Raw genomic sequence first — 19,753 nt, 5'->3', positions numbered from 1 at the left:
GGGCAGGCCGGGGAGCTTCGCTGTGGCGGTCGGCTGCCGCCTGTCGCGCCGCGCTGATCTCTGGACGCAACGAACGTCCGCACCGAGCCCCCACCCGAACTAAGGCGTTCGCCTCGAGACCCGAGACCAGCGCCAGCGCGCCGCCTGCGCTCAAGCCCGCTGCCGCGCGCGGTGCAGCATGTCCAGCGTGATGTGCCGCACCTCGAGCTTGCTTTGCTCGATGTGGGCGCGCAGCAGCCGCGCGGCCTCGTCGGCGCGGCGGCGGGCGATGGCGCGCACGATGCGGGCGTGCTCGTCGTAGGTGGCTTCCACGCGCGCCGGCTTGGTGAAGTCGAGCCGGCGGATGATGCGGATGCGCTCGGTGATCTCGCGGTGCACGCGCGACATCTCGCGGTTGCCGCCGGCCAGCACCAGTTGGGCGTGGAACTGCTCGTCGAGTGCGCCGACGGCGGTGCCGTCGGTGACGCGCTCGGCCGCCGGCACCAGCCACACGTCGGCCAGCGCGCGCAGCGGCGTGCGGGGCTCGGCGGTGGCCAGTTGCTGCGCGGCGTGGCATTCGATCAGGATGCGCAGGTCGTACAGCTCGTCGAAGGTGTCGAAGTCGAGCGGTGCCACCTGCCAGCCGATCTTCGGCATCACCGCCAGGAAGCCCTCGCGTTCGAGCCGCTGCAGCGCCTGCCGCAGCGGGGTGCGGCTGACCGAGACGCGCTGGGCCAGTTCGCTCTCGCTGAAGCGGTCGCCGGGCATCAGGGCGAAGTCGAAGATCATCTGCTTGACCGCCGCGTAGGCCTGGTCGGCCAGGGTCACCGGCCCGGCGGTGGCCGCAGCGACGATCACGGGGGGCAGTCGGTGCGAGGGCATGTGGGCGGAATGATACGCAGCCGGAGCGTCAGCCCGCGAAGTCGAACATGCTCACGTGCGCCGAGACGATCTTCCAGACGGCGGGACCGCTGTCCGCGCTGTCCATGCGCACCCAGGTCTGGCTCTGGAAGCCGCGCAGCGGCGTGTCGCTGCGCACGAACTCCACCAGCGCCACGGCCATGTCGTCGCCGAAGGCGGTGATGCGCAGGTTCTCCAGTCGCCGGGTGAAGCCGGGCGCCGGCGTGGCGCGGCGGAAGGCCACCATCTCGGCGATGCCCAGCTGCCGGTCGGCAATGCCATAACGCGTGAGGCGGGCGTCCGGCCAGAAGAAGCCGATCAGTCCCTCGACGTCGTTGCCCATCAGGGCCCGCTCGTAGGCGTCGAACTGGCGCCGCACCTCGGCGACGACGCTGGGGCGGTCGATGTCGGCCGGCGTCATCGCGACGCGAGGTAGGCGCGCCAGCCGCCGTGCGCGCTGATGTCGGTGGCACCGGCCAGTGCGGCCGGCTCGCAGATGAATCCCTTGACCCAGCGGCCGTCTTCCAGCTGCACCGTGCCCAGGCCCAGCGGAGCGGGGATCAGGGCCAGGAAGCTGCCGACCGCGGCCATTGGCATTTCCACCAGTTCCAGCTCGATGGCGTGGCCGGGCTCGCCCTCGGCCACGCGCATCAGGCCGGGCTTGGGCGGCACGGTGCCGGGCAGCGCGAACAACCGGTAGGCCGGGGCGGTGCGGGTGCGTGCCAGCAGGCGGGCGCCGCGCTCGACCAGCTGGCCATGCAGCGGCATGCCTTCGAGGTGGGCGCCGACCACGGCCAAGGGCAGCGTGGCGGCGGCGGCGGGCCAGCCGCCGGGGTTGCGGTCGCCGTCGCGGGCGGGGCGCAGACGGGCGCCCAGCGTGGCCGGGCCGGCGGCCTCCCAGCGCAGGCCCCAGTCGGCCAGCGCGGCGTCGCTGCCGCCCGGCGCGACGAAGGTGACGCCGAAGGGCAGGCCGGACTCGGGCACGGCCGAGGGCAGCGCCAGCGCGGCCAGGCCGAGCAGGTTGACGAAGTTGGTGTAGCGGCCCAGCTCGCTGTTGCGCAGCAGCGGCGAGCGCGACACCGCGGCGCGGGTGGGGCAGGTGGGCGTGGTGGGCACCATCAACGCATCGACCTGTTGCCACAGCGGCGCGAGCTGCCTGCGCAGCTCGGCCAGTCGGTACTGCGCCCGGTACACGTCGCCGGCATTGAAGCGGCCGGTGGCGGCGATGATCTCGCGCACGGTGGCGTCCATCGCCTCGGGCCGGGCCGTCATCAGCGCCTGCACCACCGTGTAGCGCTCGGCCACCCAGGGCCCGTCGTACAGCAGCCGCGCGACCTCGAACAGCGGCGTGAAGTCCACCGGCACCAGCTCGGCCCCCAGCGCCTGCGCGCGCACGCCCGCGGCGTCGAAGGCCTGGTCCCAGCCGAGCGCGGCATCGCAGTCGGCCCGCTGCGGCACGCCCAGCCGCAGCCCGACGCGGTGGCCACCCAGCCAGCCCGCCTGCGGCACGGGCTGGTTGAACTGTGGCTCGTCGCCGGCGCCTTCGATGATGGCCATGGCCTGCGCCGCATCGGCGACGGTGAGGGCGAACACCGACACCACGTCCAGCGTGCGGCAGGCCGGCACCACGCCGGCCATTGGCACCCGGCCCGGCGTGGGCTTCAGGCCGACCAGGTTGTTCAGCCCCGCCGGCACGCGGCCCGAGCCGGCGGTGTCGGTGCCCAGCGCCAACGGCACCAGGCCGCGCGCCACGACCGAGGCCGAGCCCGAACTGGAGCCGCCGCTGACATACGCCCCGTCGAAGCTGTTGGGCACCTCGCCGTAGGGCGAGCGCGTGCCCACCAGCCCGGTGGCGAACTGGTCGAGGTTGGTCTTGCCCACCAGCACCGCGCCGGCGGCCTGCAGCCGCTGCACCACGGTGGCCGATCGCTCGGCGGTGTAGGCGAAGGCCGGGCAGGCCGCGGTGGTGGTCAGGCCCGCCACGTCGATGTTGTCCTTCACCGCGAAAGGCACGCCCCACAGCGGGGTGCTGGCGGTGGGGGCGGGCGGCAACAGGGCCACCTGCGCGTCGATGAAGGACCGGTCGACGCGCAGGATCCAGGCCGGGTCGTCGGCCGACAGGTGCGAGCGCAGCGCACCCAGCAGCGCCAGCGGCGAGGCGCCGCCGGCATAGGCGCGGCGCCAGTCGGCCAGGGTGTGCAGCGGCGGGGCAGGGGGCACGGGGGCAGCCGTGGACCTTCGGACCTGTCCGTCCGACAGGGAATTCGCCCCTTCGGGCGGCCGGGCTGGGCTCATGGGCTGAGGCTCGCGATCAGGTGGTGGGCGGGCGCCACCCAGCCGACGATCGCGCCCTGGGCGGTGATCATCGCCAGCGTGGCGGCCTTGAACTCGGGGAAGTAGCTCTCGGTGCCATCTTCGACCAGCAGGCAGTCGTAGCCGCGGTCGTTGGCCTCGCGCATCGAGGTCTGCACGCACACCTCGGTGGTCACGCCCATGAACACCAGGTGGGTGATGCCGCGGCCCTGCAGCATCTCGTGCAGGCCGGTGGCGTAGAAGGCGCCCTTGCCCGGCTTGTCGATGACGATCTCGCCGGGCACCGGGGCCAGCGCCGGCACGATCTGGTTGCCCGGTTCGCCGGCCACCAGGATGCGGCCCATCGGCCCCACGTCGCCGATGCGGAGGTGGGGGTTGCCGCGCTGCAGCTTGGCCGGGGGGCAGTCGGACAGGTCGGGGGCGTGGGCCTCGCGGGTGTGCACCACCAGGCCGCCGGCCGCGCGCCAGGCCAGCAGCACCTCGCGCACCGTGGGCACGATGGCCTGCAGGCGCGTCACGTCGTTGCCCAGGCTGGCGCCGAAGCCGCCGGGCTCGACGAAATCACGCTGCATGTCGATGATGACCAGCGCCGTGCGGGCCACGTCGAAGCGGTACAGGAAAGGACTTGCAGCGACACCGTTCATGCGGCCTCCTGCTCATGCGCATGGGCCTTGCCGCCCATGAAGGCGCCGAGCGACTGGCGGTCGGCCTGCGCCGCGGGCACGTCGTGCACGATGCGGCCCTCGCTCATCACGACGATGCGGTCGGCCAGCAACAGCAGCTCGTCCAGGTCCTCGCTGACCAGCAGCACCGCAGCGCCGCGGTTGCGCGCGGCCATCAGCCGGCCGTGGATCTCGGCCACCGCGGCGAAGTCCAGCCCGAACACCGGGTTGCTGACCAGCAGCAGCTCGGCCTCGCCGGCCAGTTCGCGCGCCAGCACCGCGCGCTGCACGTTGCCGCCCGACAGGCTGCGGATCGGCGCGCGCTCGCCCTGGGTCTTGACGCCGTACTCGGCGATCCAGTCGCGTGCGCGTTCGCGCAGCGCGCCCCAGCGCACGAGCCCACCGCGCACCCACGGCGTCTCGTCGAACTGCCGCAGCGCCATGTTCTGCGCCACGCTCAGGTCGCCGACGCAGGCGTTGGCCAGCGGCTCCTCGGGCAGGCTGCGCACCTTGTGCCGCCGGTTGTCCTGCCGGCGTGCGGCAAAGCCCAGGCCGTCCACCTGCACCGCGCCGCCTTCGCGCGGGCGCTGCCCGGTGAGCGACTGCATCAGCTCGCGCTGGCCGTTGCCGCTGACGCCGGCCACGCCGACGATCTCGCCGGCGCGCACCTCGAGGTGCAGGTCGCGCACCGCCGGCTCGCCGCGGTCGCCCATCACCTGCAGGGCCTGGATCGACAGTTTCACCGCGCCGGGCTCGCGCGTGTCACGCTGCGGCGCGGCCGCCACCAGCTTGCCCTCGCCCACCATCGCGGCGGCCAGGCGCTGCGGCGTGCAGTCGGCCACCGCCAGGCTCTCGACCAGCTGGCCGCGGCGCAGCACGCTCACGTCGTCGGCGTGCTCCATCACCTCGCGGAACTTGTGCGTGATCATCACCACCGAGCAATGTCCGGCCCGCGTCTGCTCGCGCAGCGCGCCCAGCACCTCGTCGGCCTCCTGCGGCGTCAGCACCGAGGTCGGCTCGTCCAGGATCAGCAGCCGGGGCTTGAGGAACAGCTGTTTCAGGATCTCGAGCTTCTGCTTCTCGCCGGCGGCCAGGTCCAGCGGCGTGGCATCAAGCGGCAGGCGGAACGGCGTGGTCTGCATGAAGGCCTCGAGCTCGGCGCGCGCGGCCTTCCAGTCCACCACCATCGGCAGGTGGCCGCGGGCCAGCAGCAGGTTCTCGGCCACCGTCATGCCCGGCACCACGGTGAAGTGCTGGTAGACCATGCCGATGCCCAGGTCGCGTGCCACCACGGGCGAATGGATGTCGTGCTCGCGGTCGTCGACCATCACCGCGCCGTCGTCGGGCCGGTAGTAGCCGACGATGCACTTCACCAGCGTGCTCTTGCCGGCGCCGTTCTCGCCCAGCAGCGCGTGCACGGTGCCGGGCCGCACGGTGAGCGACACGGCGTCGAGCGCGGTGAAGGCGCCGAAGCGCTTGGTCAGGTGGTAGGTCTCGAGCTTCAGGGCGCCGGTGTGGGGGGTCATTGGGCATTCACCTCGCGACGGAACACCTCGAGCGTGTGCGCCTTGACGCGCACGAAGTCGGGCTCGGCCACCGCCTCGGGCAGGCGCGGGCGGGGCATGTCGAAGGGCACGATCTCGGCGATGCGCGTGGGCCGGCGTGTGAGCAGCAGGATGCGGTCGGCCAGGAACACGGCATCCTCCAGGTCGTGCGAGACGATGACCATCGTGGTGCCGGTGGCCATGTGGGCGTCCTGCAGCTTGGCGCGGATGAACAGCGTCATCTCGAAGTCCAGCGCCGAGAACGGCTCGTCGAGGAACAGCACCTCGGGCCGCGTGGCCAGGCTGCGCATGATGCACACGGTCTGCATCTGGCCGCCCGACAGCTCGTAGGGGTAGCGCGCCAGGTCGAAGCGGATCTCGAACAGCGCCACCAGCTCGTCGACGCGGGCCTTCACCGCGGCCGGTTTCATGCCCTGGCGCTTCAGCGGGTAGGCGATGTTGTCCCAGGCGGTGAGCCAGGGGAACAGCGCGTCGCGGTAGTTCTGGAAGACGTAGCCGATCTTCGTCTCGCGCAGGGTCTTGCCGTCGAACAGGATCTCGCCGGCATCGGGCGGCACCAGCCCGGCGATCATGTTCATCAGCGTGGACTTGCCGCAGCCGTTGGGGCCGAAGATCGAGACGATCTTGCCGCGCGGCAGGTCGAGGTTGAAGTTGGTGTACAGCGGCGCGCCGGCAAAACTCTTGCACAGGCCGCGCACCGTGACGTGCGTGGCCGGCGCGGGCCGCAGCGTGAGCACTGTGTCCGCCATGGCGGGCGGCAGCACGGTGGCAGGTAGAGCTGCGCTCATGCCTTGCCGCTCCAGTGGATGAGCTTCTTCTCGCCCAGCAGGAACAGCAGGTTGAGCAGGTAGCCCAGCGCGCCGGTGACCAGAATCGAGCAGTACATCTCCTTGACGTTGAACACCTGCTGCGCGTCGATGATGCGGTGGCCCAGGCCGGTCTCGCTGCCGATGAACATCTCGGCCACGATGACGATCACCAGCGCCATGCTCACCGCGCTGCGCAGGCCGACGAAGGTCTGTGCCAGGCTTTCCATCAGCATCACGTCCTTGAAGACGTGCCACTTCGACACGCCCATGATCTGCGCGGCCATCACGCGGGTCTTCTTGGCGTTCATCACGCCGTAGGCGCTGTTGAACAGCACGATCAGCATGGCGCCGAAGCTGGCGATGGCGATCTTGTTGACGTCGGTGATGCCGAAGATCAGCAGGAACAGCGGGATCAGTGCCGAGCTGGGCGTGGAGCGGAAGAAGTCGATCACGAACTCGACGCTGCGGTAGGCGGCCTCCGAACTGCCCAGCACCACGCCCAGCGGCACGCCGATGGCCACCGCGATGGCGAAGGACGCCAGCGTGCGGAACACCGTGGCCCACAGGTCGGGCAGGATGTGGCCGCTGGCGAACACGCTGCCCAGGTGGGCCAGCGTGTCCATCGGCGGCGGCAGCAGCACGGCCTTCACCCAGTGCGCCGAGATCATCAGCTGCCACAGCGCCAGCAGCAGCAGCGGCCCCAGCAGCGGCAGCCAGCGCCGGGCGTTCACGCGATCGAACAGGCGGTCCACGCGCGTCAGCCGGTGTACAGCAGCGACTTCACGTCCAGCCGGCGGGTGAAGATCTTGCGGTCGGTGAAGACGTCGAAGAACTTCTGGAAGTGGTCGATGTCGGAGGGCTTGAACTCGTTGTACAGCGTGAAGCCGGCCAGCGGCACCTCCTTCACCAGCGACTCCTCGATGGCGGTGAAGCCGTCCAGGCTCTTGCGCGCGTCGTCGGGGTTCTTGCGCACCCAGTCCACCGAGCGGGCATAGGCGGCGACGTACTTCTTGGCCAGCTCGGGCTTGTCCTTCAGGAAGGCGGTGGTCACGGTGGCCGAGCCGCCGAACCAGGGCGCGTCGGGGTCGCCGAGGATGTACTTGGCGATCACGCCGTTCTCGAGCACGCGGGTCAGGCCCTTCAGCCGTCCGGCGGTGCCGGTGGGCTCGAGCGTGTAGACGGCGTCCACCTGCCCGGCGGCCAGCGACGGCACGTGCTGGCCCACCGGCAGCTCGATGACCTGCGGGTTGGCGATGCCGTTCTTCTCGAGGATCATCCGCGCCAGCGTGAGGTTCTGGATGCCGGGGCCCGAGGCCACCTTCTTGCCCGCCAGTTCGGCGATGGCCTTGATCGGCGAATCCTTCGGCACCACGAACTGGTCGAGCACCAGCTTGCGGTTGCTGGGGTTGCTGCAGATGATCTTGAAGAGGTTGGGGCTGGTGATCTCGGCCAGCGCCAGCGCCGCCGATGCGGTGCCGTTGCCCGAGCCGTGGATGCGCCCGGAGATCATCGCCTCGGCCACCTGCTGCGCGCTGGCGAACTTGGCGCCCTCGACCTGCAGGCCGGCCTCCTTGAAGAAGCCGCGTTCCAGCCCTGCGTACAGCGGCAGGCCCGAGGCGATGGGCCAGTAGCCGATCAGGATCTTGTCGTCGGCGGCCAGCGCCTTGCGCTGCAGGCCCACCAGTGCGGCGGCGGCGGTGCCGGCCTGGATCAGGCGGCGGCGGGTGAGGTGTCGGCTCATGGTCAATCCTTGGGGGTGTGCGTGGGGAGGGTCTGCAGCAGGTCGATCAGGGCGCCGGAGGTGGACACGGCGCCGAACACGCCACCCTGCATCTGGATCATCTTCAGCGCGGCCTCGTGGTTGCCGCGGTCGGTGGCGCCGGTGCAGTCACTGAGCATCACGCACTCGAAGCCGCGGTCGTTGGCCTCGCGCATGGTGGTGTGCACGCACACGTCGGTGGTGATGCCGGTGAGCACCAGGTTGCGGATGCCGCGGGTGTGCAGGATCAGCTCGAGGTCTGTCGCGCAGAAGCTGCCCTTGCCGGGCTTGTCGATGATGGGCTCGCCGGCGATCGGGTACAGCTCGGGGATGATGTCCCAGCCCGGCTCGCCGCGCACCAGGATGCGGCCGCAGGGGCCGGCGTCGCCGATGCCCGCGCCCATCTGCCGCGAGCGCCAGCGCTTGTTGGCCGGCAGGTCGGCCAAGTCGGGGCGGTGGCCCTCGCGGGTGTGGATCACGTGCAGGCCCACGCGCCGCGCGGCGGCCAGCAGTGCCTTCAACGGCTCGATCGGCGCGCGGGTGAGCGACAGGTCGTAGCCCATCTTGTCGACATAGCCGCCGATGCCGCAGAAGTCGGTCTGCATGTCGATGATGACCAGCGCGGTGTTCTGCGGCGTGAGGTCGCCGTCATAGGGCCACGCGTAGGGCTCTGAGCGGATCGTGGGCATTGGGGTCAGTCTTTCTCGAAGGGGTTGGCTTCGGGGCCGCGGTAGCGGCGCTCGGGGGCGGCAAAGCCGCAGCCGGTGCCGTCGGTCACCTGCACGCTGGCGTGCCAGGGCAGGCGGTAGCGGCCGCCCACCATGTCGTGCATGAAGGTGTAGGGGCAGTCCTGCGCGCCGCCCTTCACCGCCGCATAGCCGCGGTGCCAGAGCTGGTAGGGGTTGTTCTCGACACCCCAGCCGGCACGCGCCTCGCGCACCAGGTCGGGCCGCAGCTCGGCGGTGATGATCTCGTCGGGGCGGCCGCCGCCCTTCACCATCACCGTGCCGTCGAAGGAGCAGAACATGCCTTCGCCCATGCTGTCGAAGCTGCCGTCGCTGCCGCACAGGCACACGCTGGCGGTGTAGGCCAGGTTCTGGAAGGCGTTGCTCTGGTTGGTGATCTGCCAGGCGTGGCGGATCGGCGCGGTGTAGCCGGCGGTGCGCAGGATGATCTCGGCACCCTTGTAGGCGGCCTCGCGCGCCATCTCGGGGAACATGCCGTCGTGGCAGATGATCAGGCCGAGCTTGCTGCCCTTGGGCCCGTCGCACACCGGGATGCCCATGTTGCCGGGCTCCCAGGCCTCCACCGGCACCCAGGGGTGCAGCTTGCGGTAGTACAGCTTGATCGCGCCCTGGTCATCGATGATCAGGCCGGTGTTGTAGGGGTTGCCGTGGGGGTTCTTCTCCATGATCGAGAAGCAGCCCCAGATCCGGTGGGCCACGCACGCCGCCTTGAACGACGCCACCTCCGGCCCGTCGAGCGAGACCATCAACTCGTCGGCGGTGCTCATGCTCAGGCCGTGCAGCGCGTACTCGGGGAACACGACCAGGTCCATCGTGCCCAGGTTGCGCCGCGCCTTGCCCACCATCCAGCAGATGCGCTCGGCCTGCGCCTTCAGTTGCGCCGGCGTGTCGACCACCGGCAGCTGCAACTGCACCAGCCCGACGACGACACCGTTCGGCGACTTGTTCAATCCGCCCAATCCACTCATCTCGAGACTCCCAGCTCCATCGGTGCACCCTTCAGCGATCGCTTCGGCGAGCAGGTGGCCACCAGGATCGCCAGCGTCAGTGCGTAGGGCACGGCATTGAAGAGGTAGTAGCCGCCGCTGACGCCCACGCTCTGCAGCGCCGGGCCGATGGCGCCGGCGCCGCCGAACAGCAGCGCCGCCCCCAGGCAGCGCCACGGGTGCCAGCGCGCGAAGATGACCAGCGCCACGGCGATCAGGCCCTGGCCGCTGCTCAAGCCCTCGTTCCAGCTGCCCGGGTAATAAAGCGACAGCGACGCGCCTCCCAGGCCGGCGATGAAGCCGCCGGCGGTGGTGGCGGCGATGCGCACGCCGTTGACCGAGTAGCCCAGCGCGCGCGCCGCGTCGCTGGAATCGCCGGCCATGCGCACCACCAGGCCGAAGCGGGTGTTGGCGAAGCCCCAGGCCAGCAGCGCGGCCAGCGCCACGCCGATCGGGAACAGCGCATTGACCGACAGCGCTTGCTGCACGGCGGGCGAATCGCTCCACGCGCCCAACGCCAGCGACGGGATCTGCGGCGCCTGCGGCTGGATCAGCGGCTTGCCCAGGTAGAAGGCCAGGCCCGAGCCCAGCAGCATCAGCGCGATGCCGGTGGCGATGTCGGACACGCGCGGCAGCGAGCACAGCAGCCCGTGCAGCAGCGCCAGCAGCGCGCCGCTGGTGCCGGCCAGCAGCACGCCCAGCCAGGGCGAGCCGCTGAGGTAGGCGCCACCGAAGCCGACCATCGCGCTGAACACCAGCACGCCTTCCAGGCCCAGGTTGATGCGGCCGCTCTTTTCGGTGAGGCACTCGCCCAGGCTGACGAACAGGAAGGGCGTGCCCACGCGCACGGCGCCGCCGACGATGGCCAGCAGCAGGTCGAGCCAGGCGTCGAGGGTCATCGCGGGGTGCTCCGTGCGTGCGTCATGCCACCGCCTTGCCGCCGGTAGCGGCGAGCTTGAGCCGCGCCTGCGGCAGCTGCAGCTGGAACAGCCGCCCGCGCAGCGCCTCGGCGGCCAGGATGAAGACGAAGGCGAAGCCCTGCAGCACCAGCACCGACGCATCGGGCAGGCCCAGCCGCCGCTGCAGCAGGCTGCCGGCCGCCGCGAAGCCGCCGAACAGCAGCGCCACCGGCGGGATGGCCCAGGGGTTGTGCCGGGCGACAAAGCTGACCAGGATGCCGGTGTAGCCCAGCCCGGCGATCAGCGAGGCATTGGCCGCGGTGTGCACCGCCGCCACCTCCACCGCGCCGGCCAGGCCCGCGCAGGCCCCGCCCAGCGCGCAGGCCAGCACGATCAGGCGGTTCGTGGGCAGGCCCACCAGCCGCGCGGTGCGGGCGTTGCCGCCCACCACCCGCAGCGAGAAGCCCTGCGCGGTGAAGCTCATCCAGGCGCCGGTGGCCACGCACAGCAGCAGGCCGATGACCAGGCCCCAGTGCACGTCGCCGAGCAGTGATTCCGGAGCGATGGCGCCGATGCGCAGCGATTCGTCCAGCGGCCGCGTCGAGGGCTTGTTCAGGCTCGCCGGGTCGCGCATCGGCCCCTCGACGAAGTGCTTGAACAGCGCGATCGCGATGTAGCCCAGCAGCAGGCTGGAGATGGTTTCGTTGACGCCGCGCCACTGCCGCAGCACGCCGGCCAGCGCCACCCAGGCGGCGCCGAACACCGCGCCGGCCAGCAGCACCAGCGTGCTGCCCACCATGCCGCCAGGCACGGGGATCAGGTAGGGCAGGCCGGCGCCGGCCAGCGCGCCCAGCACCAGCGCGCCCTCGCCGCCGATGACCGTGAGGCCGACGCGCGCCGGCAGCGCCACGGCCAGCGCCGTGAGCATCAGCGGGGCCGCGCGCTGCAGCGTGTTCTGCCACGAGAACGCGTCGCCGAAGGCGCCGCGGAACAGCAGCACCCAGGCCTCCACCGGGCTGGCGCCGCCCAGCCACACGAACAGGCCGAACAGCAGCAGCGCCGCGGTCAGCGCGAACAGCGGCAGCAGCAGCGCTTCGGCGCTGGCATGCCATGCACGTGGAGCGGCCATGGAGGGGCTCGGTGGCAGGGTGGCGTTGGGGCTGTGGCGATCAGACCTTGCCGATCACGCCCTCGATCAGGTAGTTCATGCCCTCGAGCTCGAGGTCGGTCTGCTTGAAGGCCTTGCCCTTGGCGATGACCACCTTGCCGGTGTTGTCCTTCAACTCGCCCTTGAAGATGTCGAAGCCGCCCTTCATCATCGCGGCGCGCACCTCGTCGGCGTGCTTGCGCGCGCCTTCGCTCACGGCGCTGCCGTAGGGGCTGCTCTTGACGAAGCCGTCCTTCAGGCCGCCGCGCACGAAGTTCGGGTGCGGCTTGCCGGTCTGGGCCGCCTCGATGATCTGCTTGTAGGCGGTGAGCCAGTTCCACTCGGCGCCGGTGAGGTAGGCCTGGGGCGCCAGCTTCGCTTGACTGGCGTGGTAGCCGCAGACGAACTTGCCGCGTTTGGCTGCTGTCTCGACGATGACCTTGGGCCCGTCCACGTGCATCGTGAACACGTCGATGCCCTGGTCGGCCAGGCTGTTGGTGGCCTCGGCCTCCTTCACCGGCATGCTCCAGTCGCCGGTGAAGATCACGGTGGTGGTGATCGCCGGGTTCACCGAACGCGCGCCCAGCGTGAAGGCATTGATGTTGCGCAGCACCTGCGGGATCGGCTTGGCCGCCACGAAGCCGATCTTCTTGCTCTTGGTGGTGTGGCCGGCGACGACGCCGTTGAGGTACTGCGCCTCGTCGATATAGCCGAAGAAGCTGCCGGCGTTCTTCGGGTGCTTGGCCTCGTTCCACAGGCCGCCGCAGTGGGCGAAGCGCACATTGGCGTTCTTCGGCGCCAAGGCCAGGATGTGCGGGTCGAAGTAGCCGAACGAGGTGGGAAAGAGCAGCGTCGCGCCGTCCTGCGCGATCATGCCCTGCATCGTCTTCTGCACCGCGTTGGTCTCGGGCACGTTCTCTTCCTCGACGACCTTCAGGCCCGGCATCTTCTTGGCCTGGGCCACCGCCTCGGCATGCGCCTGGTTGTAGCCGTAGTCGTCGCGCGGGCCCACGTAGATGAAGCCCACGGACAAGGGCTTCTGGGCCCACGACCCACCGGCCGCCCCCAGCGCCGCCAGGCCGCCGGCGGCCTTGATCACGTCACGACGATTCCACTGCGGTCCGCTCATTGCATCGCTCCTGTTCGATGGGAAGACATGCGGCCGGCCTGTGGGCCGATGCCGCCACACCGGTTGGTGTGCCAGGCGGTATACAAGCAATCGACAGGCCAGCCCGACGCGATCTGGAAGTCGCCGGGAAGCAGGCCTGGGTGCGGGCCGGAAGGGCCGTCCGGTGCACGCCGCCTGTGCGGATCGCGCACGGCGCGCACTCGCTTGGGGAGGCCGGTGCACCGCGAACGACCAGCGCCGGTGACGGCGGCGAGCGGCCGCGCCGGGGCCATCTCCTGCCGCATCGCGGCACGCCGCAGGCGCGGTGCGCCGAGGGCAGCGCACTGGCACGGGATGTGCGGTAGACAAGCCGGTATACCGATCCCGGGAGCGCCGCACCAGCCCGTGCGCGACCCGCCCGCCCCTTCCCCCACGACACCGACTGGAGTTCACCGATGATGCCCGCCCTTCGCCGCCTTGCCGTGCTGGCCACCGTGGCCACCTGCAGCCTGACGACCCATGCCGCCGAATGGAGCGACACCTCGATCGGCTACCGCTTCGGCACGTCCTTCGCCGAGCCCTTCAACCCGCAGGACATCCGCAAGAACATCCTCAACCTCAACCACGCCAGCGGCTACAAGTACGGCAGCAACTTCTTCAATGCCGATCTGCTGCTGTCGGACTCGAAAGACCCGTCGTCGGCCGGCGCCACCAGCGGCGCGCACGAGGTGTACGTGGTCTACCGCCACACGCTCGACCTGGGCAAGGCGACCGGCGGCAGCTTCAAGTTCGGCCCGGTGCGCGGCATGGGCCTGACCGCGGGCTTCGACTTCAACACCAAGACCGACGCCGGCTACAACTCGAAGAAGCGCATGCTCGTCGCCGGCCCCACGCTGATGCTGGACGTGCCCGGTTTCCTCAACGTGAGCCTGCTGGCGCTGTGGGAGAGCAACGCGCCCTACAGCACCTTCAGTCGCGTGGCCACGCCGCGCTACCGCTACGACACGCACGCGATGCTGACGGCCGCCTGGGGCATCCCGTTCAACGTCGGCATCCCGCTGTCGTTCGAGGGCTTCTTCAACTACATCGCCTCGAAGGGCCGCAACGAGTTCGGCGGCGGCACCGCCCCCGAGACCAACCTCGACATGCAGGTGATGTACGACATGAGCGGCCTGCTCGGCGCCGGCAAGAACACCTTCAAGCTGGGGCTGGAGTACCAGTACTGGAAGAACAAGTTCGGCAACGACGCCAGCGGCCCCGCCGGCTCGGGCGCCACGGCCAAGACGCCGATGATCCGGGCCGAGTACCACTTCTGATGGCGGATGGGGCCGCGCCGGCCGGCGCTGTGCCCCGCTGACGTCGTGCGCACCTACACCCACCCCTCCGGCTGTCCGATGGCGCCGGGCGCCGGGTGCGCCCATGCTGTGGTCGGGGCTGGCCGATGCGCGCCGACGGATTGATCCGCAGGGGCTTCGCGCGCCCAGGCCCGCAAGCGAGGTGCACCGTGCGATGGATCCTGTCGATGCTGTGGATGACGCTGACCTGCGGCGCGGCGCGCGCCGAGCCGGTCGAGGCGGCCCCCGACATCGTGGCCGTGCTGCACAGGTCGCACCAGGCGCGGCTCGACGCGATGCCGCAGGCCGAGGCCGACGGCGTGGCGGCCCGCCGCATCCGCGCCAGTTTCGACACCCTGCGCTCGCGGATCGAGGCCTGGCCCGCCGTCGAGCTGCGCATCGTGCGCGGGGCCGTGCTGGCCGAGACGCTGCAGGGCCGCATCGTCGTGGTCGACGAGTCGCTGGCCGACCTGCCCGAGTCGACGCGCCTGTTCATCCTGGCGCATGAACTCGGCCACGTGGCCCTGCGCCACTGGCCGCAGGTGGGCCGGCTGTACAAGTCGTGGGTGCCCGGCGCGGTGACCCGGCAGCACACCGATGCCGTGGCCCAGGCCCTGGGCCGAGATGCGTCGGGCCTGTCGCACCGGCACGAGCTGGAGGCCGATGCCTTTGCCGTGCAGGCGCTGCGCGCGGTGGGCGGCTCGGCCCTGGATGCCATGGCCGCGATCACGCACCAGGGGCTTCACCGCGAGACGGCCACCCACCCGTCCACCCGCCGGCGCATCGCCGCCCTGCGCGAGTTGGCGCCGGAACCCGTGCCCAACGACAGCCCAGTGGCCTCGGCGCACTGAGCGGTCCCGCCCCGCGCTGCCACCTCCCCAGCGCGCGGCCCGCCGGGCAGGCCCCGGGGAGCACTTGTCCTACAGGCGCATGCGCCGCTGTCCGGGCGACAGCCCGCCTCGGCCGGGCGTACGCTGAATCCACTCAATCACAGGAGACGGACATGGGCAAGTATCTGATCGGCTGGGTGCTCGGGGTGCCCGTGGTCGTCCTCGTGGTCCTCTACATGCTGTTCAACTGATGCGCGACCCACGCAGGTGCCCGGGCCCGGCGACGGCGCTGGTGCTGGTGCTGGTGCTGGCCTTGTCGCCGCTGCAGGCCCTGGCGCAGTCGAGCCTGCCTGGGCCGACGACCATGCCGACCGCTGCGGCGCAGGCTTCGGCGCCGACCGCCACCCGTCCCGCGCCGAGAGCGCAGACGGCCGTCGAGCGACGCGATGGCGCCACCGAGCCGGGTGAGCTCGGGCCGGCCCGGCCGGTGATACGGCAGTTCACCATCCCGCTGGGCCCGTCGACGCCACCCGTGCCGAAGCCGCCGGCGCGGCCCGATCGTCGCGGCCAGGCCGCGTCGGCGGCCGGCATCGACGACGCGGTGGCGCGCTGCGAAGCGCAGTCGGATGCGCGCCAGCGCGCCGCCTGCCGCGCCAAGCTGGCCAACCGCTCGCCCCGCCGCTGAGCCACCTGTCCGGCTGAGCCACCTGTCCGCCGAGCCGCGCCGCCAGGGCCCGCGGGCCCGGTGCGCGGGTCAGCCCAGCCGGCGCGCCTGCGCGGTCAGCTCGTCGCGGAACTTCGGGTGGGCGATGGCGATCAGCGCGGCCGCGCGCTGGCAGGCCGACTTGCCGCGCAGCTGGGCCACGCCGTACTCGGTGACGACGTAGTTGATGTCGTTCTTGCTGGTGCTGACGTGCGTGCCGGCGGACAGCGCGGGCACGATGCGCGAGATGCTGTCGCCCTTGGCCGTGGACGGCAGCACGATGAAGGCCTTGCCGCCGCGCGAGCGGTTGGCCGCGCGCACGAAGTCGGTCTGGCCGCCGGTGCCCGAGTAGGGCAGCGGGCCCAGGCTCTCGGAGCCGCACTGCCCCAGCAGGTCGATCTGCAGCGTGGCGTTGATGGCCACCAGGTTGTCGTTGCGGCCGGCCTCGTAGGGGTCGTTGGTGAAGTCCACCGGGTGGATCTCGAGCGCCGGGTTGCGGTCCATGAAGCGGTAGAGCCGGTTCGAGCCGAGCGCGAAGGTGGCCACCATCTTGCCGGGCAGGTGGTTCTTGCGCCGGTTGGTGACGGCACCGCTCTCCACCAGCGTGAGCAGGCCGTCGCCGAACATCTCGGTGTGCACGCCCAGGTCGCGCTTCTGCGTCAGCTGCATCACCACGGCATCGGGGATGCCGCCGTAGCCGATCTGCAGCGTGGAGCCGTCGTCGATCAGGTCGGCCACCTGGCGGCCGATGGCCTCCTGCACCGGGCCGATGGTCGGCAGGCCCACCTCGAACACCGGCTCGCTGCTCTCCACCAGCGCGGCCACCTGCGAGATGTGCACGTGGCAGCGGCCGTAGGCGAAGGGCACGTTGGGGTTCACCTCCAGCACCACGGCGCGCGCCTTGGCGATGGCGGCCATCGTGTAGTCGGCGGCCAGGCTGATGGCGAAGTAGCCGTGCGCGTCCATCGGCGAGGCCATCGTGAACACCACGTCGGCCGGCGTCAGGCCGCGCTCGATCAGGCTGGGCAGCTCGGAGAAGCAGTTGGGGATGAAGTCGACCCAGCCGGCCTGCCCGCCGGGCCGCGTGGCGCCACCATAGAAGTAGGCCACGGGCCGCACGTGGTGGGCGGTCTCGGGGTCGATGTAGGCGTACTTGCGCACGGCCAGGATCTGCGCCACGGTGACACCGTGCCATTCGCGCCGCCGGTCGGACAGGGCCCCCATCAGCGTCGGCGGCTCGCCCACGCCGGTGGGCACGACGATGGCATCGCCATCGCGCAGCAGGCCCACTGCGTCGTGGGCCGACATGCGCCGTTGCTGGTAGAGGTCCTGGATCGACATGGGGGCTCCTTGAGGGCTGGGTGCGGTGCGAATCCGGCCATTGTGACGGCAGGTCGATTGGTGCCCGCCCGCGGTGTGCGGCAGCGCACAGACCCGGGCCGGCGATGCGCGGACGCTGCGCCGTTCGAACCGAACCCAACCGACCAGGAGCCCCCATGGCCACCCACGACAGCGACCTCAGCCAGATGAACCCATTCCGCGAGCTGACCAAGACCTTCGAGCAGTTCAAGATGCCCGGCATGGACATGTCGGCGTTTGCCGAGGCCCGGCGCCACGACGTGGAAGCGATGGTGGCCGCCAACCAGAGCGCCTTCGAGGCGCTGCAGGCGCTGGCCCGCACCCAGACCGAGATGCTGACGCAGACGATGCAGGCCATGCAGTCCTCGGCGCAGAGCATGATGAGTGGCGGTGCCAGTGGCGGCGGCGACGCGGCCGAGCACACCGAAGCCGCCCAGAAGGCCTGGAACAAGATGCTCGGCGACATGAAGGACCTGGCCGACAGCGTGCGCAAGGCCCAGTCGGAGGCCATGGTGGGCATGGGTGAGCGCGCCGCCAAGGGCATGAAGGACATGCAGGCGCTGACGCGCACGAAGTAGGGCCGGGCCGCGCTGAGGCAGCCGGGCGGCCGGCCGCCGACGATCAGGGCTTGGTGGTCAGGCGGTCAGGCTGCCGGGGCCGGTCGGGGCGCGGGGCCCGCGGCCGCGGTGGCGTGCTGCCCGCCCGCACGTGTGCGTTCGAAGGCCAGGCCTAGCGCGCGCTCGAACGCGTCGCTCAGCACCGGCTGCGTGAGGAAGTCGAAGAAGCCCGCCGCCAGGCCGGCCTCGACGTCGCGCGGCAGGGCGTCGGCCCCCAGCGCGATGACCGGGATGTGCGCCGTGGCCGGGTCTTTGGCGAACTGCTGCATCGCCAGCACGGCGCTGCGGTCCGGCGAGGTAATCTCCATCAGGATCGCATCGGGGCGGGCCGAGCGCGCCACCTCGATACCGCCGCGCAGGTCGCCTGCACGCAGCAGGCACACGCCGGGCCACCGGGCGACCACTTCCTCGATCCGTTGCAGGCGCAGCGCATCGCTCTCGAGGCACAGCACCGTGCGCGCCGGCCACACCCGCGCCAGCGGCGTCGGCGCCGCGTCCAGCTCGAACCAGAAGCAGCTGCCCACGCCGACCGTGCTGTCCACGCCGATGCAGCCGCCCATCAGCTCGACCAGGCGCTGGCTGATGACCAGGCCGATGCCGGTGCCCGGCGGGCCGCCGCAGGGCTCGCCGAGCCGGCTGAAGGGTTCGAAGAGCTGCGCCACCTGCCCCGCCGACAGCCCCGGGCCGGTGTCCTCGACGCTCACGCGCACGCGCTGCCCAGGGGCCTCGGTGCAACGCACCTCGACACGCCCGGCGCTGCGGTTGTACTGGATCGCGTTGTTCAGCAGGTTCAGCAGCACCTGACGGGTCCGCGTGGCGTCGGCCTGCACCCGCCAGGGCTGATCGACGCACGGCACGAAGTGCAGGTCGATGCCGGCCTCGTGCGCCTGCGGCTCGATCATGGCCCGGCATTCCTCGATCACCTCGCTCAGCGACACCGCCTGCGGCGACAGCATCAGCTGGCCCGACTCGATGGCCGTCAGGTCGAGGATCTCGTTGATCAGGCCCAGCAGGTGCCAGCCGGCCTGCAGGATCTGCTGGACGCTTTCCAGCTGCTGCGGCGTGGGCTCGGGCGTGCCGGCCTCGAGGAGTTGCGCAAAGCCGAGCATGGCGTTCAGCGGCGAACGCAGGTCATGGCTCATGCTCAGCAGAAACTCGGATTTCGCCCGGTTGGCCCGTTCGGCCTCGGCCTTGGCGGCGATGAGCGCCAGCTCGGACTGCTTGCGCTCGGTGATGTCGTTGAACAGCACCGCCACCTGGCGCGCCTGCGCTGCGCCCAGTCGGAAGGCGTACACGTCCAACCAGCGCTGCATCGATTCGATGCGATGCACCAGCCGCACCGGCTCGCCCGTCGAGGCCACCGTGTCGTAGGCCTCGAGCCACAGGGGGTCGATGTCGGGCAACAGCTCGCGGATGGTCCGGCCCTCGACGTCGGCGAAGCCGGTGTGGCGGGCGAAGGCCGGGTTGACCTGCAGGTACCGCGCGTCGACGGTCGCGCCCTGCCCGTCCGACACCATCTCGATGACGGCGAAGCCCGCGTCGATCGAGTTGAACAGGGCCCGGTAGCGTTCCTCCGACGAGCGCAGGGCCGCTTCGGCGCGCCGGCGATCGACCATCATCGCGTGGCGTTCGATGGCGTTGTCGACCGCGCGGGTCAGGCTCTCGGCGGTGGTCCAGCGCTTGCCGATGTAGTCCTGCGCGCCGGCCCCCAGCAGCTTCAGCCCGTCTTCGCCGGCCGTGCCGGTGATCACCACCACCGGGCACGGCGGCAGGTCGGTCCCCTGGCACAGGGCGGCCAGCACCTCGGGGGCGTCCATGTCGGGCAGGCTGTAGTCCAGCAGCACGCAGTCGATGGGCCCCTGCGGCGCTTCGAGCACCTGGTGCACGCCTTCGGCGCCCAGCTGGGCCTCGCTGAAGCGGAACCGGCGGTGGCCGCCGCACAGCAGCATCTGCCGCAGATCGGCCCGATCGTCGGCGCTGTCGTCGATCAGCAGCACGTGCCTGTGGGGTCGGGCCATCGGGTTGCCGCGGGTTCAG

General features: G+C 71.1%; 19 protein-coding genes. 4 read left to right on the top strand and 15 right to left on the bottom strand.

Annotated elements, in window-relative coordinates; all coding sequences use genetic code 11:
* Positions 1 to 150: 150 nt before the first annotated feature.
* From EOINJALH_RS06670 to EOINJALH_RS06610, 13 genes are all read right to left on the bottom strand, one after another.
* Positions 151 to 837 (bottom strand): GntR family transcriptional regulator, encoded by a 687-nt coding sequence (locus EOINJALH_RS06670; RefSeq protein WP_310732278.1) that lies wholly within the window; start codon positions 835 to 837, stop codon positions 151 to 153.
* Positions 838 to 889: 52 nt separating this feature from the next.
* On the bottom strand, positions 890 to 1,300 hold the full coding sequence (locus EOINJALH_RS06665; protein ID WP_088279558.1) for an AtzH-like domain-containing protein: 411 nt from the start codon (positions 1,298 to 1,300) through the stop codon (positions 890 to 892).
* Positions 1,297 to 3,099: an allophanate hydrolase gene (gene atzF / locus EOINJALH_RS06660; protein WP_234413691.1), complete on the bottom strand. Its 1,803-nt coding sequence runs from the start codon at positions 3,097 to 3,099 to the stop codon at positions 1,297 to 1,299. The genes EOINJALH_RS06665 and atzF overlap by 4 nt, the downstream gene beginning before the upstream one ends.
* Before the next feature lie 71 nt (positions 3,100 to 3,170).
* Positions 3,171 to 3,836, bottom strand: a complete 666-nt coding sequence (locus EOINJALH_RS06655) for a cysteine hydrolase family protein (protein ID WP_088279554.1) — start codon at positions 3,834 to 3,836, stop codon at positions 3,171 to 3,173.
* The gene (locus EOINJALH_RS06650) at positions 3,833 to 5,380 is read right to left on the bottom strand and encodes an ABC transporter ATP-binding protein (RefSeq protein WP_088279553.1); all 1,548 of its coding nucleotides are present in this window, start codon (positions 5,378 to 5,380) and stop codon (positions 3,833 to 3,835) included. The genes EOINJALH_RS06655 and EOINJALH_RS06650 overlap by 4 nt, the downstream gene beginning before the upstream one ends.
* Positions 5,377 to 6,168 carry an ABC transporter ATP-binding protein gene (locus tag EOINJALH_RS06645; protein WP_088279566.1) on the bottom strand — a complete coding sequence of 264 codons (792 nt, stop codon included), beginning with the start codon at positions 6,166 to 6,168 and terminating at the stop codon, positions 5,377 to 5,379. Before EOINJALH_RS06645 ends, EOINJALH_RS06650 begins: the two co-directional genes overlap by 4 nt.
* Before the next feature lie 35 nt (positions 6,169 to 6,203).
* Positions 6,204 to 6,896 (bottom strand): ABC transporter permease, encoded by a 693-nt coding sequence (locus tag EOINJALH_RS06640; RefSeq protein WP_088279564.1) that lies wholly within the window; start codon positions 6,894 to 6,896, stop codon positions 6,204 to 6,206.
* Positions 6,897 to 6,985: 89 nt separating this feature from the next.
* Complete coding sequence (locus EOINJALH_RS06635; protein WP_088279551.1) at positions 6,986 to 7,969, bottom strand: ABC transporter substrate-binding protein; 984 nt, start codon at positions 7,967 to 7,969, stop codon at positions 6,986 to 6,988.
* A gap of 2 nt (positions 7,970 to 7,971) precedes the next feature.
* Positions 7,972 to 8,676, bottom strand: a complete 705-nt coding sequence (locus EOINJALH_RS06630; protein WP_088279550.1) for a cysteine hydrolase family protein — start codon at positions 8,674 to 8,676, stop codon at positions 7,972 to 7,974.
* A 5-nt stretch (positions 8,677 to 8,681) separates the two neighbouring features.
* Entirely contained in the window at positions 8,682 to 9,701 is a 1,020-nt protein-coding gene (locus EOINJALH_RS06625; RefSeq protein ID WP_088279549.1) for a formamidase, read from the bottom strand.
* A complete protein-coding gene (locus EOINJALH_RS06620) occupies positions 9,698 to 10,618 on the bottom strand; it encodes an ABC transporter permease (RefSeq protein WP_088279547.1) in 921 nt (306 codons plus the stop codon). The genes EOINJALH_RS06625 and EOINJALH_RS06620 overlap by 4 nt, the downstream gene beginning before the upstream one ends.
* 22 nt (positions 10,619 to 10,640) lie before the next feature.
* Entirely contained in the window at positions 10,641 to 11,747 is a 1,107-nt protein-coding gene (locus EOINJALH_RS06615; protein ID WP_088279546.1) for an ABC transporter permease, read from the bottom strand.
* A 40-nt stretch (positions 11,748 to 11,787) separates the two neighbouring features.
* Positions 11,788 to 12,894, bottom strand: a complete 1,107-nt coding sequence (locus EOINJALH_RS06610) for a BMP family ABC transporter substrate-binding protein (protein WP_088279544.1) — start codon at positions 12,892 to 12,894, stop codon at positions 11,788 to 11,790.
* Between the two features lie 437 nt (positions 12,895 to 13,331).
* On the opposite strand from EOINJALH_RS06610, the gene EOINJALH_RS06605 reads away from it, so the two are divergent.
* The 3 genes from EOINJALH_RS06605 to EOINJALH_RS06595 all read left to right on the top strand — a co-directional run bounded on the left by EOINJALH_RS06605 (position 13,332) and on the right by EOINJALH_RS06595 (position 15,722).
* A complete protein-coding gene (locus EOINJALH_RS06605) occupies positions 13,332 to 14,189 on the top strand; it encodes an outer envelope protein (RefSeq protein ID WP_234413693.1) in 858 nt (285 codons plus the stop codon).
* 188 nt (positions 14,190 to 14,377) lie between these two features.
* Positions 14,378 to 15,058, top strand: a complete 681-nt coding sequence (locus EOINJALH_RS06600) for a M48 family metalloprotease (RefSeq protein WP_158219672.1) — start codon at positions 14,378 to 14,380, stop codon at positions 15,056 to 15,058.
* 229 nt (positions 15,059 to 15,287) lie between these two features.
* Complete coding sequence (locus tag EOINJALH_RS06595; protein ID WP_088279540.1) at positions 15,288 to 15,722, top strand: hypothetical protein; 435 nt, start codon at positions 15,288 to 15,290, stop codon at positions 15,720 to 15,722.
* 69 nt (positions 15,723 to 15,791) lie between these two features.
* Here the strand turns inward: EOINJALH_RS06595 and EOINJALH_RS06590 are convergent, their stop codons facing one another.
* On the bottom strand, positions 15,792 to 17,081 hold the full coding sequence (locus EOINJALH_RS06590; protein WP_088279538.1) for an acetyl-CoA hydrolase/transferase family protein: 1,290 nt from the start codon (positions 17,079 to 17,081) through the stop codon (positions 15,792 to 15,794).
* A 155-nt stretch (positions 17,082 to 17,236) separates the two neighbouring features.
* Here EOINJALH_RS06590 and phaP point away from each other — a divergent pair, with 155 nt between their 5' ends.
* A complete protein-coding gene (phaP, locus tag EOINJALH_RS06585; protein ID WP_158219671.1) occupies positions 17,237 to 17,677 on the top strand; it encodes a TIGR01841 family phasin in 441 nt (146 codons plus the stop codon).
* Positions 17,678 to 17,742: 65 nt separating this feature from the next.
* Here phaP and EOINJALH_RS06580 read toward each other — a convergent pair whose 3' ends face one another.
* On the bottom strand, positions 17,743 to 19,734 hold the full coding sequence (locus EOINJALH_RS06580) for an ATP-binding protein (protein ID WP_088279534.1): 1,992 nt from the start codon (positions 19,732 to 19,734) through the stop codon (positions 17,743 to 17,745).
* Positions 19,735 to 19,753 lie beyond the last annotated feature (19 nt).

This window comes from Ideonella sp. A 288 (genome assembly GCF_002198735.1).
In the GTDB taxonomy this organism is placed as follows: Bacteria; Pseudomonadota; Gammaproteobacteria; order Burkholderiales; family Burkholderiaceae_C; genus Pseudaquabacterium.
Note: the sequence above shows the minus strand (reverse complement) of the source record. Positions and strands in the feature narration are given on the sequence as shown.

Excerpts from the sequence above, each read along its gene's own strand:
- phaP (WP_158219671.1), top strand. The coding sequence starts at position 17,237 with ATGGCCACCCACGACAGCGACCTCAGCCAGATGAACCCATTCCGCGAG.
- EOINJALH_RS06595 (WP_088279540.1), top strand. The coding sequence starts at position 15,288 with ATGCGCGACCCACGCAGGTGCCCGGGCCCGGCGACGGCGCTGGTGCTG.
- EOINJALH_RS06635 (WP_088279551.1), bottom strand. The coding sequence starts at position 7,969 with ATGAGCCGACACCTCACCCGCCGCCGCCTGATCCAGGCCGGCACCGCC.
- EOINJALH_RS06580 (WP_088279534.1), bottom strand. The coding sequence starts at position 19,734 with ATGGCCCGACCCCACAGGCACGTGCTGCTGATCGACGACAGCGCCGAC.
- EOINJALH_RS06625 (WP_088279549.1), bottom strand. The coding sequence starts at position 9,701 with ATGAGTGGATTGGGCGGATTGAACAAGTCGCCGAACGGTGTCGTCGTC.
- EOINJALH_RS06640 (WP_088279564.1), bottom strand. The coding sequence starts at position 6,896 with ATGATCTCGGCGCACTGGGTGAAGGCCGTGCTGCTGCCGCCGCCGATG.
- EOINJALH_RS06630 (WP_088279550.1), bottom strand. The coding sequence starts at position 8,676 with ATGCCCACGATCCGCTCAGAGCCCTACGCGTGGCCCTATGACGGCGAC.
- EOINJALH_RS06650 (WP_088279553.1), bottom strand. The coding sequence starts at position 5,380 with ATGACCCCCCACACCGGCGCCCTGAAGCTCGAGACCTACCACCTGACC.
- EOINJALH_RS06645 (WP_088279566.1), bottom strand. The coding sequence starts at position 6,168 with ATGGCGGACACAGTGCTCACGCTGCGGCCCGCGCCGGCCACGCACGTC.
- EOINJALH_RS06610 (WP_088279544.1), bottom strand. The coding sequence starts at position 12,894 with ATGAGCGGACCGCAGTGGAATCGTCGTGACGTGATCAAGGCCGCCGGC.
- EOINJALH_RS06605 (WP_234413693.1), top strand. The coding sequence starts at position 13,332 with ATGCCCGCCCTTCGCCGCCTTGCCGTGCTGGCCACCGTGGCCACCTGC.
- EOINJALH_RS06615 (WP_088279546.1), bottom strand. The coding sequence starts at position 11,747 with ATGGCCGCTCCACGTGCATGGCATGCCAGCGCCGAAGCGCTGCTGCTG.
- EOINJALH_RS06620 (WP_088279547.1), bottom strand. The coding sequence starts at position 10,618 with ATGACCCTCGACGCCTGGCTCGACCTGCTGCTGGCCATCGTCGGCGGC.
- EOINJALH_RS06590 (WP_088279538.1), bottom strand. The coding sequence starts at position 17,081 with ATGTCGATCCAGGACCTCTACCAGCAACGGCGCATGTCGGCCCACGAC.
- EOINJALH_RS06655 (WP_088279554.1), bottom strand. The coding sequence starts at position 3,836 with ATGAACGGTGTCGCTGCAAGTCCTTTCCTGTACCGCTTCGACGTGGCC.
- EOINJALH_RS06665 (WP_088279558.1), bottom strand. The coding sequence starts at position 1,300 with ATGACGCCGGCCGACATCGACCGCCCCAGCGTCGTCGCCGAGGTGCGG.